We start from the raw sequence: 17,642 nt of genomic DNA, 5'->3' as shown, positions 1-17,642 counted from the left end.
AATTTATATGATGTCTTCGTATTTGGTATTGCTAACTACTTCTTGTTTTTTCTTTTCTTCTTGAAGCAATTCTATTTCTTGTGCCAATGCTTGAATGTTGGGTTTTTCGAAAAAATCTTTGAGTCCTAATTCTACATCAAATGTTTTGTGAATGGAGTTTGATAATGACATTGCTTTGAGCGAATCGCCTCCGAGTTCAAAGAAATCATCATAAATTCCGATACCTTTTGCCCCAAAGAAACTGGTAAATAGTTCAACCAATGCCGTTTCGGTTTCGGTTGTCGGTGCTGTATATATTGATGATAGATTGGTTCTGTTTATTTCTAGTTGTTGTGTTTCGTTTGTTTCCGCATTTGCAGTGTCTTGTTGCGTTTTTTCAAGACTATTTTTTAAACGTTCTTTTACATCTCCCGTTGACACTATTATTTGAGATAGTGATGTATTTGCTAAAGCATATTCTAAAACAGTAATCGCTTCTTGTTGATTTAATCCATACGCAAATGTTTCATCATTAAAGTTGAGTCCATCATAATTGATACTTACTGTATTTTTCAACACTTGCGCTTTTGATATTTCATCTAAATATGTGTTGGATGCTGCATACGCTGCTGTTTGCTTTCCTCCCACAATTGCAGAAAGAGACGATGTTAGTATACAAAAGTCCAATTCATGAGATTTGAACACCTTGGTTAATACATTGGTTCCTATTATTTTAGGTTTAAAATGTTTTTGACTGGTTTCTTCATCAATTAAGTGAACTGGTTTTATAGCATCGTTGGAAACATTTCCTACCGAGTTGATGATTCCGTTTATTGGACCCAGTGTAGCTTCTAATTCTGAAATTAGGTTTGTAAATTCTTCTTCATTGCACACATCGGCTTGTGTATACGTAACCTTTCCTAGCGCCGTTAGTTTTTTAAGTTGACGTTGTTTTTCTGCGTTTTCAGCGAGTGCTGATCTTCCAATTAGCACCAATGAAACTTGATAGTTGCTTAGTAAATATTCCGCATAAACACTTCCAAGCGAACCTAATCCTCCAGTAATGAGATAGATACCATTTTCACGAATGTTTAGTGCTTTTTTCTCAGGTTTTTGCAGTGAAATGTTTTCATAGGTTTGAATCCAACGTTTGTTGAATCGGTAGCCTACAAACATTTCTTTTGTTTGTGCTTTTATTTCTTTGAGTATTGAAGCACTTATTTCTTTCATAGCCTCTGATGAGTGAATATCAATACATTGAGTTGTAATATTTGGCTGTTCTTGCGATGTTACCAATAGTACATTTTTGAGCATTGCTTTTTCAGCTTCAACAGTTTCATAACCAATAATTTGGCTTGTGTTGTTAGCAATTATGGTAAGACGAATTTTTGTATCAACGTGACGTATAACGGCTTTTGTAAGATATAAAGTCGTGTAATAGTCTACATAGTTTCTGTCTTGATTGCTAATTTTACTTTCGCCTTCATCTATTTGCCAAAGTGAAATGATATTTGAAGGAATCGTTTTTAATGCTACCAACGTTTCCAATAGTTTTTGATAATCGTTTTCGTAGTATGGATTTACGATAAACTCTTTGGCACTAAGCTGTTTAAATTCTGTTCCTTTGAATACTTGAATGAGGTGTTCTTTGTCTTCAAAACCTTTTACCACTGCGTCTGCATATCCGTAAATATCCATGAATACAAGTGTGGTTTCAGCCGTTTTGTAATTATCCGTTGAAACTAAGGTATTCGATTGCCATGTTGATTGATAGAACCATTTTGAACTGTCTATTTCTCTTGCTGAATTGGACAGTTTCATTCGTTCTGCAATCATTGTTTGCAAGTTTTCGCCGATAGGATATTTTATTTTGGCAAATGGATAGGTTGGTAAAGATATTTTCTTCGGAAGTGTTGTTCCATGCACTTGTTTCCAGTCAATTTTCGCCCCTTTTGTCCAAAGTTTCCCTATGTTTTCTAAGAAATATTCCGCATCGTTTTTGACTTCTTTTGGATGTCTTAACAAGTTTACGGTTTGAGTTGTAGCATCTTTTTCTGGCTGATTTTGACGCACAAAGTTACTCAATGTCTTCCCTGGTCCTACTTCAATACATATCAAGTCTTGTGTAGCTGCAAACATTGTTTTTAGTCCATCAGCAAAGCGAACAGTTTTACGAATATGATTGAACCAATAGTCATCATCTTTGACATTTGCTTCTGTAATTTCTTTTCCTGTGATGTTAGATATGTATGGAATTTTTGGTGCGTTTCGTTCAATTTGTGCAATGACTTCCGTGAATGTTTCCTGTATTGGTAACATCATTTGCGAGTGAAATGCGTGTGAAGTATGTAAATCTTTGTAGTTTACTTCAAAATCGTCTAACTGCGCTTTGAACTGTTCAATATTTTCATGAGTTCCTGATAGCACACATCCGTTTTGCGTGTTGATTGCCGCAATGTCAATTGCCGGATTTAAGAAAGGAGCTACTTCTTCTGCACTTAAATCAATACTGATCATCGTTCCTTTCGGCAATGCCTGAATCATTTCGCCTCGTTTTACTACCAAACTTAACGCGTCTTTGAGTGATAATACTCCGCTGACACAAGTAGCTACATATTCACCGATGCTGTGTCCAATCATAAGATCAGGGTGAATCCCTAAGTGCTGTAATTGCTTTGCTAGTGCATATTCTATACAAAAAAGTAATGGTTGTGTATTTTTTGTCTGATTGATGATACTCGCATCATTCGCCTCTGTAAATAGTAGTTGTTTTAGATGTATGCCGTGTTGCTCTTGCACAATTGTAAAGCAATTATCGAGTACTTTTGTAAAAACGCCGCCTACTTCATATAAATCTCTTCCCATGTTGAGATATTGCGATCCTTGCCCAGGAAACATGAAGACGATGCTTTTTGTGGAGTCTTTTACAGTACCATACGCAGCATGATTTGGTTGTTGTAATTTGTCTTTTAAGTCACTTATAGAGTCTGCCACTAGTGCAGCTCTTTGCGGAAATGCTCTTCGTGCTGTTTGCAATGTATAAGCGATGTTGGCTAATGATGTTTGTTCATTTTTGCTGACAAATTCTAGTAAGTTTTCTTTTTGTCTTTGTAGCGCATCTTGTGTTTTTGCAGAAAGTACAATTAGCTCCTTCTTTTTTGTTGGGACTTCTTTTTCTTCTGTAACAAATTCTTCTACAATAACATGTGCATTGGTTCCTCCTATTCCAAATGAACTTACACCTGCTCTGAGCAAATTTTGATCTTGTGCTTCCCAATCTTTGAATTCCGTATTTACATAAAATGGCGATTCGTGATAATTTAGATTGGTATTCGGTTTTTTGAAATGTAACGATGGAACTAATTTTTTGTGCTGTAAACTCAATACTGTTTTTATGAATCCGCCAACTCCAGCAGCTGTATCCATGTGTCCCAAATTACTTTTTACAGTTCCCAAAGCACAGTGTTTGGTGTTGGAGTTTTTAAATACTTTGCTCAGTGCTTCAAATTCTACTGTATCGCCTAAGCGTGTAGCTGTTCCGTGTGCTTCTATGTAACTAATGGTTTCTGGTGCTACTTGTGCTACTTGTTGTGCTTTTTGTATCACTTCAATTTGACCGTCAATACTTGGGGCCGTATATCCTACTTTTCGACTTCCGTCGTTGTTGATAGCACTTCCTTTTATAACTGCTAGTATGTTATCGCCATCTCTTTTGGCGTCTTCTAATCGTTTTAATACTACAATTCCAGCACCTTCTGACTCTACTGTTCCATTAGAATCGTTGTCAAATGCTTTGTTGTGTGCATCTTTGGAATTGATCATTCCTTCTTGATAGAAATATCCTCTGTCAAAGTTCTTTTTGATGGAAACACCTCCAGCAAGCGCTATGTTATTTTCTCCAGATAACAAGCTATCTACAGCTCTGTGAATTGCTACCAACGAAGTAGAACACGCAGTATTTAATACGTACACGCCTCCTTTAAGATTGAGTTTGTAAGCAATTAACGTTGTAGCAAATTCCTTGCTTTGCAATTGTGCTGCCGTAAACGAATTGACATTTTGATTCTCATTGATGAGTGTGCTGTAAATTTCCCAGTTAACATTAGCGCGCAATCCTGCATACAGACCTATGGCACCTTCATAGACATGCGGGTCGTACCCTGCATCTTCCAATCCTTCCCAAACCAATTCGTGCAACATGCGTGTTTGCGGATCCATAAGTTTGGCTTCATCTGGCAAATAGTCAAAGAACGCTGCGTCAAAGTTTTCTTTCCCATCCATAAAGAATCCGGCTTTTACATAGTTTTCGTTCTCTAAGGTTTGCTGAGAAATACCTAATTTTAAGAGTTGTTCGTCTGTGAAATAGGTTAATGGTTCTTCTCCATTTTTGAGATTATCCCAAAATTCACTCACATTCGCAGCTCCTGGCGTTTTTATTGCCATTCCAATGACTGCTACATCTGAATTTTGTTCGTTTCTAGTTCGAGTAGCTTTGAAATCATCAATTTCTGTATTGTCTGCTTCATTGTTTTTTTCTAGTAAGGCTACTTGTGAGGCTACAGTAACATTTTGAAATAGGTTTGCTATTTGAATATCTGTGGAGAATGCTTTTTTAATTTCCTGATGCATTTCCATAATCAGTAACGAGTTTCCTCCTAATTGGAAGAATCCAGTGTTTTTATCAATCGTAGAAGGTTCTTGATGTAGTAGTTTGCCCCAAATTTCTAAGATTTTATTTTCTACGTTGGTGTTTCGAGAAATTGAATTTGTATTTGTAGTCGCTTCAAGTGTTTTTAACAGTGCTTTTTTGTCAATTTTACCATTGGTTGTTAAAGGCATTTTTTCAACAATACTAATTTGCGACGGCACCATATATTCTGGCAGTACTTCTTTAACTTTTTCTTCTACAGCAGTTGTTTCAGTTAACGTTTGAGACGTGATAAAAGCCAACAATTGTTTTTGATTGTTTCCAAAAGTTTTTACGACAACCGCTACTTCATCTACTGTATTAATTTGTAAAAACTGAGCCTCTATTTCTTCTAATTCTACACGATAACCTCTAATTTTGACTTGATCGTCTTTTCTACCCAAAAACTCTAAATTCCCATCGGGCAACCAACAAGCTAAATCGCCCGTTTTGTATAGTTTTTCTCCTTTTTTAAATGGATGATCTATAAATTTTTCAGCCGTTAGAGCTTCTCTATTCAAATATCCTTTTGCCAATTGTGCGCCACTTGTACAAAGCTCACCCGTAACGCCTACAGGCACTATTTCTAAGGCTTCATTTAAAATGTAGACTTGTACATTGTTTAAAGGTTTTCCTATGGTTGCTTTTGTTTCGTCATATACAGGATTTAGTGACATTGTTGTACAAACACTATTTTCTGTAGGACCGTATCCGTTGATGACTTTTACTCCTGCAGCTTGCAATTTTTTAGTTTGTGGAATGTTTAATGCTTCACCCGCAGAAACAATGACACGAAGCGAATTTAGTGATGTGTTGAGAACAACTTGATACGATGGAGGCAACGTAGCAACCGTGATGTTTTTGTCTGCAATTATTGTACTAATGGCATCTTTTGATTTGATAGTGCTTTCGCTTACCATAACCAATTCTCCGCCTGAGAGTAAGGTAGCATAAAGTTCAAAACCAAAGGCGTCAAACGATACAGACGCAAACTGTAACGTTTTATCGTTTGCCGTAAGCTCCATTTTTTCAATTTGATTCTGAGCTAAATTCAATACACCTTTGTGTCCACAAACGACTCCTTTTGGTTTTCCTGTAGTTCCAGATGTGTATATGATATAGATTGCATCTTCTGATTGAACCGTTACTTTTGGAGTTTCCGTTTGCAACTGCGTAATTTCTTCAAATATCGTATCAATAGCTATTAGTTGTAGGTTTTCTTGATATGAGGCAAATTTTTCTAGTAAGTGCGATTGTGTTACTACATATGTTGCTTTGATATCTTCTAAGATAAAATCAATTCGTTGTTGCGGATAATTTGGATCTATCGGTATATATACACCTCCTGATTTTATAATCCCAAAGATGGCGATTATTGTATGCAGTGAGCGTTCCATAGAAATAGGAATGTGTGTTCCTTTTTCAATTCCTTTTGCAATGAGATAGTTTGCAAATTGATTGGATAGTATGTCCAATTGCTCGTATGAAAGCTTTTCCTCTCCCAAACTTACTGCAATAGCATTTGGAGTGGCTTCTACTTGTGTTTTTAAAATGTCAAGAACTGTTTCTTCTAATCCGTAGTTGACTTCCGTTTCATTGAAGGTTTTTAGTAATTGTGTTTTTTCTTCTTTCGTTAAGTAATCTATTTCAGAAATTAATGTTTTTGGTTTTGCCATTAATAACTGAAGTGTGTTTTTGAAATGGTGAATAAATTTCTCAATCGTAGTTTTACTATAAATTTTGTTATAGTAAGAAATATCTAATCGAATATAATCATTGACTTCTGTAAATGCGATTTCAATATCAAGCTTTACTAAGGTTTTACCTATAAACTCAATAGATTCAAAGTCTTCTTGACGTATTTGTGAATCTTTGATATGATTGTGAAAAACTATAGAAACATCAAAAAGTAAATTTCTACTAGAGTCTCTGTTTAGTTTTAAATCTTCTACTTGACTGTCAAAAGGATAATCTTGATGAGCAAAAACTTGTTTGATGTTTTCTGAGGTTCTTTTGAAAAAATCCAAAAAGCTTTCTTGAGATTCTATGTTGCTTTTAATTGCAAGTGTATTTACATAAAAACCAACCTGATTTTCCAAATCACTGTGTTCTCTTCCAGAAACAGCCGTTCCAATGATTAATTCTTTTTCTTGTATATACTTGCTGAATGTAATTTTCATTACTGAAAATAAAAGCGCAAAAAGACTTCCCTTTTCTTTTTTCAAAAAGGTGTTACAATTTTTGGTGATTTTTGGTGAAATATAAGTGATAACCTTTTCGCCATCATTTGTTCTTGTAATAGGTCTTTTATTTTTTAACGGCAGCTCTAATTTTGGTATTTCTCCTTTAAAATACTGAAGCCAAAAATCTTTACTTTTTTGATACGTAGCCGTATCCTTGTTAGCCTCTTTCCACAGGGTAAAATCTTTGTACTGTATTTTTAATTCTGGAAGATTTGGTGTTCTGTTATGTACAAAGGATTCATAAAACTCTAAGATGTCTCTTTTTAAAATTTCTTCCGACCATTCATCACTAATGATATGATGTATATTAAAGTGAAGAATATTCATTTCATCAGAAAAATTAATAATTGAGAACCTAAATAAAGGACCTTTACCCAAGTCAAAACTCTCTTTTTTATATTCTTCCAAGAATTTTTGAACAGCTTTTGCTGGCTCTTCTGAATTTCTAAAATCTTTATAATCTACCGAAAAAGTCAGCTGCTCAAAAGGAACAATCCACTGACTTACTTTTCCTTCATTGTTCTTTTTAAATATGGTACGAAGACTTTCATGTCTTTTGACAACTTCAATGATTGATTTTTCTAAGATAGCTACATCGTATTCTGTACTTAAAAAGATATCTGTAGGAATATTATACGCCGTACTTTTTTCTTCTAATTGTGATGCTATATAAAGTCGCTTCTGCCCATTAGAAAGAGGATAACTCTCTTGCTGTGGAGCTTTAGGAATTGGTGAGTACGCTTCTTTCTCTTCTAAAGATTTTTGTTGCACTAAGTATGCTGTAATTTGCTCCTTCTTACTTTTAATTTCTTTTAGAAGTGCTGTATCAATATTTTTTTGTTTGGTCAAGACTTTTAGCTCACCATCTTTTAGCTTAAAGAAAATTCCTTGTTTAGCCAATCTATTTAACCATGAAATCATATGAGTCTTTTTTGTTTTGGTTGGTAGTAACTATTGTTTGTTTACAGTTCAATTTCATTAAGATCAAGCGATTCAATAGCATCTTGATTTTGAATGAATTCAATATACTCCGCCGTTTCTTGGATGGTATTTTTACCATACATTTCCGCCAAGCTTAAGGATAGATTGAACTGTTTGTGATATTGGTTTTTCAGTCTGAGTAGTTTTAAACTATGTCCTCCTAACTCGATAAAATCGTCAATAAGTCCTACTTTTTCAACGCCTAAAACATCTTCCCAAATAGCTGCCAATTCTTTTTCAAGTTCCGTTTCTGGAGCTACATAGGTTGCTTTTAGTACATCTTTTTCTTGAACAGATGGAAGTTTACCGTACGCTATTTTACCATTCATTGTAAGTGGAATGCTATCCAATTCAATGATAAAACTTGGAATTTTATAGGATGGAAGTACAATTTTCATACTGTCGCGAAGTTGTTTTTTATCAAAACCTTCATTTGCAATAACATAGGCTGCAATATGCTCTTCGCCTTCAAACTCTGTAATTGTAAGAATCGCTTGTTTGATTGTCTTGAATGATAGCATTACTTTTTCAATCTCTTCCAACTCAATTCGGTAGCCTCTGATTTTTACTTGACTGTCTTCTCGTCTGAGATATACCATGTTTCCGTCTGGCAACCATCGTGCTTTATCACCCGTTTTGTATAACGTTTCTGCTAAGTTGAATGGATTCGGAACAAATTTTTCAGCGGTCAACGCTGGCTGGTTCAAATACCCTTTTGCCAATTGTTTTCCTCCTAAATAAATCTCACCTTCAACACCAACTGGCACTATTCTTTGTGCTGCGTCTAAAATGTATGCCTGAACATTGTCCGTTGGTTTTCCGATAGCAACAAATCGTTCGTTACTGTCTTTTGCTACTTCTTTGACAATACATCCTACGGTAGCTTCTGTTGGACCGTATTCGTTCCAAACGATAGCGCTATCACCAAAATAATTGAAAATACTGTTGACAACTTCATTCTTTAACGCTTCTCCTCCAATGATGAATCCTTTTGGTTTTCCTGTATAATTTCCTTCTTTGGATTGCAAGGTATCAATCAAAGCCGTAGCATGCGCTGGCGTCAATTTAATAATGTCAAAATCGTTCGTTTCTACCATATCAATCACTTGTAAATCGTGCTCTTTTGTTGGCATGATGTGAATACTTCCGCCGTGACACAATGGTGTAAAGAGCGTTGTAATGGTTAAATCGAAAGAGATAGACGTGAATAATAAGAATTTAGACATGTCTTCTTTCATGTACGTCTTTCCTGCATATTGTACATAATTGCTCAACGCTTCATGCGAAATCATTACGCCTTTTGGATTTCCTGTAGTTCCTGACGTATAAATGACGTAAGCTGTATCCGTTGGTTGAATTACTGTTGCTACGACATCTGAAGTCAAGGTGTTTACCTGAGAAATAAAGTCTGAAATTACCATTGCATCGACACAAATTTTAGCTTTTGAATCGTTTAGAATGAAATCTCTTTGTGCTTCAGGATAGTTGATTTCGATAGGAATAAACGTTGCGCCCGTTTTGAGCGTTCCTAAAATTGCTATGAGAAGCTGTTCGTTACGCTCCAAATGTATGGCTACATAATCGCCCGAAGTAATACTGTGTTTTTGTTGTAAATACTGTGCAAATTGATTGCTTTTTGCTTCCAATGTTGCATAACTGATGTTAGTTCCTTCAAAAGTCAACGCTGTTGCCTCTTTGTTTTGAGTTGCCGTTTCTTGGAACAATTCAATCACCGTTTTGTCAGCTACTACTGTTTCAGTATCGTTGAATTCGTTTAAAATACGCTCTTTTTCAGTATCAGCAATGTAATCGATATCTTCAATAATTTCTTCTGGATTGTTGAATACTTCTGTAAGTAGCGCTTTGTAATCATTGATGAATTTTTCTATGAATTCACGTTCGTACACGTTGGTATTGTATTCGATTCTAACGTTTACTTGCTCGCTCATTTCATTTAAAGCAATGTATAAATCGTATTTACTAGTTTTATTTCCAACTGCTACAATTTCGTCTCCATAAATCGTGGTGTCTTTTTCTTCAATTTCGAGCATATCTCTACGCTTCTGCACCACGAACATCACATCAAAAGCCAAACTTCTTGATGGGTCTGCTTTTAAATCCAAATCTTCCACCAATAAGTCAAACGGATAGGTTTCATGCGAAAATGCATCTAAAGTCGTCTGCTTTACTTGGTCAAATAATTGATTGAAGGTTTGTGTTTCATCTACTTGATTTCGCAATACAATGGTGTTTCCGTAAAGACCAATTTGATTTTCGATATCGGTGTGCTCTCTCCCTGAAACAATACTACCAATAACAATGTCTTTTTGTCCCGTATAGTGATAGAACATCGCGTTGAGCGACGCCAAATAGCCCATAAAGGCAGAACCGTTGTTTTTGTTTACATAGTCGCGCACTTTATTACTGATATCAACTGATAAATACGTAGTTAAGGTTTCACCGACAAAAGTTTTAAGTTTCGGACGTTCTTTACGAACTGGCAGTTCTAGTGTTGGTAATGGTCCTTCTAATTGTTGTAACCAGTATTGTTTATGGTTTTCCAACGCACCTTCTTGAATCAGTTTTGTTTGCCAAACTGCATAGTCTTTATACTGAATTTTTAATGGTGGAATGTTGACGCCATCGCGATAATAGAAATCCATGATTTCCTCAAACGCTAAGTGCAATGACCAACCATCAATGATAAGATGATGTACGTTGAAATAGAATACATATTCGTCTTCTGATGTACGGAACATGTGCATACGCAACAATGGCCCTTCTTCAAAATTATAGTGAATTACAAAGTCTGTACTGATGTAGTCGTGAATGGCTTTTTGCTGATTTTCAACGCTTCTGATGTCTTCAAAACCAAATTTAAAACCAAGCTCTTCTGTTGGAATAATCCATTGTCTGATTTCTCCTTGCTCGTTTTCTCTAAACAAAGTTCGTAGAATTTCATGACGCTCAATCAATGCTGTGATGGCATTTTCGAATTTGTTAGCATCAAAATTTGGCTCGCGCAAGTTGATAGACATTCCCACATTATACGCCAACGACGCATCTTGGAATTGACTTAACAACCACAATCCTTTTTGTGCTGCCGATAGCGGATAGCTTTCTTGTACTTCTGCTGGTGTTATGTCTACATATTCGTTGATTTGCAAGCTAGAAACCAAAGTCGCCAATTCTTTAATAGTTGGATGATGGAATACTTGTCCGACACTAATATTGTAATTCATTTTCTTGTGAAAACGCGCTACGAATGACGCTACCGATAAGGAATACGCTCCCAATTCGAATAGGTTTTCATGTATGCTAATTTGTGGTACGTGCAAGATGCCTTTCCAAACCTCTTCAATCGATTTTTCTATAGCGGTGCTTGGCAATACCATTTCTTTCGCTTCTTCTGGTGCCATTGTTGGCTCTGGAAGTGCTTTTCTATCAATTTTACCATTGCTGTTTAGTGGCAACGCTTCCAATTCCATAAAGAAACTTGGCACCATGTATTCTGGTAATTTTTCTTTTAGGTATGATTTGATGGTTTGTAAGTCGTAATCTGCCGTTGGAACGATATACGCACACAATAAGTTTTGTCCTTTTTGGTCTTTTACGACATGTACTATGGCTTCTTTTAACTGTTCATGTTTGGATAAGATGCTTTCTATTTCGCCCAATTCTACTCGGAAGCCTCTAATTTTTACTTGATTGTCCTTTCTTCCGATGAATTCCATGTTTCCGTTGCGCATCCATCTTCCTAAATCGCCTGTTTTATACATACGTCCGCCCATTTTATCATTGAACGGATCTTTCATAAACGCGGCATTGGTTTTCTTTTCGTCATTGTCGTATCCTCTTGCCACTCCAATTCCTCCGATAAATAGTTCACCAACCGTTCCTTTTGGTACAGGACGCAATTGGTCATCTAAAATGTAGAAGAAGTTGTTGCGCATTGGTTTCCCATACGGAATACTGCTCCAGTCCTCGCCTACTTCTTCAATTGGATAGTAGTTGGACCAAACGGTTCCTTCTGTGGCTCCACCTAAACTGATGATTTCTGCATTTGGGAAGAATGCTTTGGCTTTGGTTGGCAGTTGTACCGGAATCCAATCGCCACTCATAAATACCAAACGTAAATCTGGAAGAATACTATTTTCTCCTTCTTCGCGTAATTCGTCTACCAGATAGTTAAACGTTGTTGGCACCGAATCCCAAAACGTGATTTTTTCATCGCGCATGAGCGTTTTTAATTTGTTGAAATCTTGTACTTCATCTTTCGTGGCAATAACAATACTTCCGCCAGTTGCCAGCATTCCGAACATATCGTACACTGATAAATCAAAACACTCAGAAGTGATGAATAATAAACGGTCATCTTGATTCACGTTAAAACGCTCATTTACCCAACGAATTAGGTTTACGGCTGAGTAATGTTCAATCATTACTCCTTTTGGTCTTCCTGTTGAACCCGAAGTGTAAATGGTGTATGCCAATTGATTTCCTGCAATGTCAACTACTGGATTTGCTAGCTTTTGTGTATAGTCTAAACCTTCTAATCGTACAAATTCACAATCAAAAGCATCTGAAGAAACTTCTTCTAGATTTGTTAATACCAATTGTACTTTTGAGTTTTCAACGATGTATTGCTGACGATCTATCGGATAGCTTGGGTCAATCGGCACATAGCTTCCGCCTGCTTTTAAGATTCCCATAAGTCCCGCAACCATGTCAAAACTACGCGTACACAACAATCCTACATTGGTGGCTGGTGTAATTCCTTTGGTTAATAATTCATGTGCAATGACATTTGCGCGTTCATTCAACGCTTCGTATGTCATGGTTTCTCCATTTTGACGCAACGCAATATTGCTTGGTGTATTTGCAACTTGCTCCTCAAACAGACTGTGCATGGTCACTTCTTGGTCTTCTTCTACAATGGTGTCGTTGTAGTCGTACACAAGTTCGTTGTATGCTTCTTCCGTCATGACATTTTTCGGAGTCAATTCGCCTTTATTTGGAAGGTTTACCAAGATATTTTTAAACACTTCTAAGGTATCAACCGCATCGTCATGTGTAAAGTGCGTTGGCATGTATTTTACACGCAATACCAATCCGTCTGCTCTTCGTGACAGTTCAACATCCATCAAGGTATTGGTCATTTCTTCTGGCGCTAATACAGCATATTCTAAGTCAGATGCCGCCGAAGTAATGGTCGAATCAAAGTCTACTTTTTCATAGATGTGGAAGTGTGTATAGTTTAACAACGTATCAAATATCGGATTTGACATGGTTGTCTTTTCACCAATGATGCTCGCAATTTCACTAATGTGAACTTCGTGTTTTTTGGAGTGAATTAAATAGTCATTCACATGTAAAATCAAGTCTTCAACGGTGTGAATATCTTTAAAATTCACACGTGTTGGAACGGTGTTTAGAAAACATCCCATGATTAAATCACTGTTTTCCAACTCTGGACGTTCGTGCGAAACGACTCCTGTTACGATGTCTTCCTGCGAACAAATGGTACGCAATAAATACGCATGCGCTGCCAAAATCACTGCTTTGAACGATACTTGCAATTCTGTCGTCAAGGCTTCTAAGGCTTTTAATGTTTCTTCACCAACGCTACGCTCTACAATACGCATTCCGTGATCGTCACTGATTTTAACACCTTTAAAGTTGAACGGCAATTTTGTTCTGGTATAGTCTTCTAATAAGTTTTTCCAATATGCTTCCGTTGCTTCTGACGATTTTTTGCTAAATACCGAAGCTGCATAGTCTACATACGAATACGGCAAGTTTGGTAATTCTTTGTTGTCTTTTTTAGACAATAATACCGTCAATTCCTGCGTGAATACTGACGTACTCCAACCATCTAACAATGCGTGATGGAAATTCCAAATGATACAGTATTTTGAATCTTGCAATTTGATGAATCGGAAATCGTACAAGAATTCGTCGTCAAACGTAAGACGCTTTTTCATGTCAGCTTCTCGAATTTGATTCATGTACGCAATAAATTCTTCTTTCGATTTGTTACTGTAATCTTCAAAAACCATCGGAATGTCAATGTCTTTGTACACTACTTTGATAGGTTCGCTAAAGCTTTCCATATAGTATTTGGTACGCAAAATGGTATGTCGTTGCACCATTTTTTGCATCGCTTCTTTCAGCATTTCGATGTCTTCAATATCTACAATGTACACGAATCTGTCATAATACATTGGCTCTTCTACGTGTAGTAAGGAAGAGTAAATCATTCCTTCTTCTACAGGAACTAGCGGATAAATAACATCATACGCATCCGAAATAAGCTCAGGATTTTCAGCCTCAACACGTTCTTGAACTTCTTTGATGTATTCATAACCTTTAGTAAAGTCATTGATTTCTTCGTCTGCATTTCCTGCCAGAATGAAATCGCTCAAGGTTTTTACCGTCGTATTGATGTATAAGTCCGATACTGTAATGTTGGTGTTGAGTTTTTTGTTGACTTTGATGATGATGTTAATCGCTTTGATAGAATCGCCACCCAATGCAAAATAATTATCGTTAACTCCAATTTGCTCTTTTTGTAGAATTTCTTTCCAAATGTCTATAATCGCTTCTTCAGTAGCATTGCTTGGTGCCACATATTCCACTCCTGTGGAAAGTCCGACTTCTTTTGACGAAGGCAAGGCTTTTTTGTCCACTTTTCCATTGCTTGTTAATGGAATTTCTGGAAGCTGTATAAAATACGTCGGAATCATATATTCTGGCAACGATTGCTTCAAATATTCATGCAATTGTACTACGGTTTCTTCTTGTTCAGAAACGATGTAAGCAATCAGTTCTTTTTCGTTTGCGTCGTTTTCTTCTACAACAATCGCAACATCTTGAATGCTTTCTTTTTGTAATAAATGCGAAGTGATTTCCCCGATTTCAATTCGGAAACCTTTGATTTTGATTTGATCGTCAAAACGTCCTTCATACGCCAATTCACCATTTGCCAGCCATTTTCCTTTGTCACCTGTGCGATAGAAACGTTTTCCTTCATGCGTGATGAATTTTTCAGCGTTTAATTCTGCTTGATTCACATAGCCTTCTGCCAATCCTTTTCCTGCTATTACAATTTCTCCACTCGTGTGAATTGGTTGCCATGCAAAGGCTTCATTTACAATATAAATTTCAGTATTGTCAATTGGTTTACCGATAGATACTGCTCCGTTTTCTTCCGTTTTTGCCAAATACATCATACAACCTACAGTTGCTTCTGTTGGACCGTATTCGTTGTAAATGTTCATGTTTGGATTGATGTTTCGTAAAATCTCCACATGATGTGCGCCCAAAGCATCTCCTCCAACCACGGCGACTTTGATATTGCTATTTTGAATGTCTAAAGCACCTAACACGCTGATATGCGCTGGCGTCAGTTTGATACATTCAATATCGCTTTCTACGTAATTTTTTAATACCGAAGAAACTTCTCCATCTTTCAATAGTGTAAGCGTGTTTCCTGAGAGCAATGGCAAGAATACGCTGGTTACGGTAAGGTCAAACGATAGAGTTGTGTATAATCCGAAGTTGAGCGGAATTTCGCCTTCGCTGGAATAGTAGTTCGTTGCCCATTGTACATAATTCATCAACGATGTGTGACCGATTTGAACACCTTTAGGCGTTCCTGTAGAACCCGAAGTGTAAATGATGTACGCGCTACTCGATTCGTTTATATGATTGATAGCTTCTGTACTCCACGAATCTTCAAACTCAACATCAATTGAGAAGAGTGTTCCGTCATATTCACTGAGTTCAAAAATGTAATTGGTGTCTGTAATGAGTACTTTTAAATCCGCATCTGAAAAGATGAAGTTTTTGCGTTCTTCTGGCAATTCTGTATCAACATATACGTAGGTCGCGCCTGCTTTTAAGATTCCTAAAATAGCCGCAATCGTCCACGAATTGGTATCAAAATGCAATCCGACCGTATCTCCTGAAACAACTCCATAATTTTCGCGCAAGCCAACAGCTATTTGATTTGAACGTGCTTCCAGTTGTTGATAGGTTAACATTTCGCCATCACTTACCACAGCGACAGCATTTTTATTTTGTTTCAAATTCGCCTGAAAAGCTGTAATGATATTTTCGTGTTCCAATTCGCGCAAAGCACCTTTTGAGAACGTTTCTATAGCTGTAGTTTCACTTTCTGAAAGGAAATTTGCTGTTCCGAGTTTTTCGGTCGAATTGATATTTTGTAAAACCACTAAATAGTGCGTCATCAGTTGCTTGATGAGTGCTTCTTCGTAGATGTCTGTGTTGAAAATAAAACGCAGTTCAATCGTATCATTTACTTCGTAAAAGTGAAGTTCAATGTCAAATTTTGCCGAAGTTTTTCCTATGACGTCTATTTCGCCCGCAGGCACTTTTAATAAAGATTCTTTTGCAACACCATGATAATCAATTAAAACGTCAAAAATTGGCGTTCTGCTTTGGTCGCGCATGATGTTCATTTCCTGCACTAAAACATCAAAAGGATAATCTTGATGCTTGTAGGCTTCAAGCGTATTTTCTTTAACTGTTTTGAAGTTTTCTACAAACGTAGCTTGCGCATCTACTTCATTTCGCAACACTAAATTGTTCAGGTAAAACCCAATTTGATCGTCTAAATCTGGGTGATCTCTGTTTACCACAGGAACTCCCGTCACGATATCTTTTTCGCCTGTATAGCGACTGCACAACCAATTCCACGCTGTGAGTAATACCATAAACGTACTTCCACCATTGGCTTTGGTAAATTGTTTGATATTGCTTGTAATTTCTTTCGAAATCCCTAATCCGAGATTGAAACCGTTATACGTTTTTTGATTGGGTCTTTTTTTGCTCGAATGAAAATTAAGTACTGGAATTTCAGCACCTAATTTTTCTTGCCAATACAATTTATGATATTGATATACAGAAGTTTCCAAATTGCGCAATTGCCATGCGGTAAAGTCTTTATAATGAATACGTAACGGTTCTTTTTCCAACACATCTGCATCACTAATTGCTCTGTATGCTGCTAAAATATCGTTTGACAATACTTGCATGGACCAACCATCACTAATGATGTGATGCATGTTGTAATAAAAGATAAAATGCTCGTCAGTAATTTGCGACAGACTCAATCGCACCAACGGACCATTTTCCAAGTCAAACGGTTGTTCCCAGTCTTCTCTAATGTGTTTGTTTGCCTTTTTATTTCCATCTTCTACACCTCTGTAATCTTCATATTGAAGCTCAATTCCCAAGTCAGCTCTCGAATGTACTATTTGCTCAGGAACACCATTTTCATTTGCTCTAAATGTGGTACGCAAAATTTCGTGTCTGTCCACTACCGCATTGATGGCTTTTGTAAACACATTTACATCATAGGAACCATATAAATCAAAGGAAAGCGGAATGTTGTAGGTTGTCAATGCATCTTCAAATTGACTTAAAATCCACAATCTACGTTGCCCGTACGAAACTGGATACGATTCGCTTTTTGCAATCGCAGGAATTTCTTCAGACATCTGAGCTTTTTCCGAAAGAAATGTGACCAATTCGTCCTTGTAAGTTGCTATTTGCTGTTTTAATTCATTGGTCAATGAACCTTTAGAAGCGTCCAATTTGAGTTTGTCTGCTTCTAAGTATAAACGACATCCGAGCTTGTCTAAGCTTTGTAAGAGTTTGAAAATTTCTTTGTTCATGGTGTATTTTTATTACGAATGATGGTAAGTCAACGTGTGTATTTTTGGTTT

At 36.7% G+C, this 17,642-nt stretch carries 2 protein-coding genes; both read right to left on the bottom strand.

What is annotated here, in order from left to right; translation table 11 throughout:
• Nucleotides 1-3: 3 nt before the first annotated feature.
• A complete protein-coding gene (locus C8N46_RS09250; RefSeq protein WP_108114617.1) occupies nucleotides 4-7,830 on the bottom strand; it encodes a non-ribosomal peptide synthetase/type I polyketide synthase in 7,827 nt (2,608 codons plus the stop codon).
• Between the two features lie 41 nt (nucleotides 7,831-7,871).
• Complete coding sequence (locus C8N46_RS09245; RefSeq protein WP_108114616.1) at nucleotides 7,872-17,591, bottom strand: non-ribosomal peptide synthetase; 9,720 nt, start codon at nucleotides 17,589-17,591, stop codon at nucleotides 7,872-7,874.
• Nucleotides 17,592-17,642 lie beyond the last annotated feature (51 nt).

This window comes from Kordia periserrulae (assembly GCF_003054265.1).
Classification (GTDB): domain Bacteria; phylum Bacteroidota; class Bacteroidia; order Flavobacteriales; family Flavobacteriaceae; genus Kordia; species Kordia periserrulae.
Note: the sequence above shows the minus strand (reverse complement) of the source record. Positions and strands in the feature narration are given on the sequence as shown.

Coding starts and splice junctions, on each gene's coding strand:
- C8N46_RS09250 (WP_108114617.1), bottom strand. CDS start 7,830: ATGATTTCATGGTTAAATAGATTGGCTAAACAAGGAATTTTCTTTAAG.
- C8N46_RS09245 (WP_108114616.1), bottom strand. CDS start 17,591: ATGAACAAAGAAATTTTCAAACTCTTACAAAGCTTAGACAAGCTCGGA.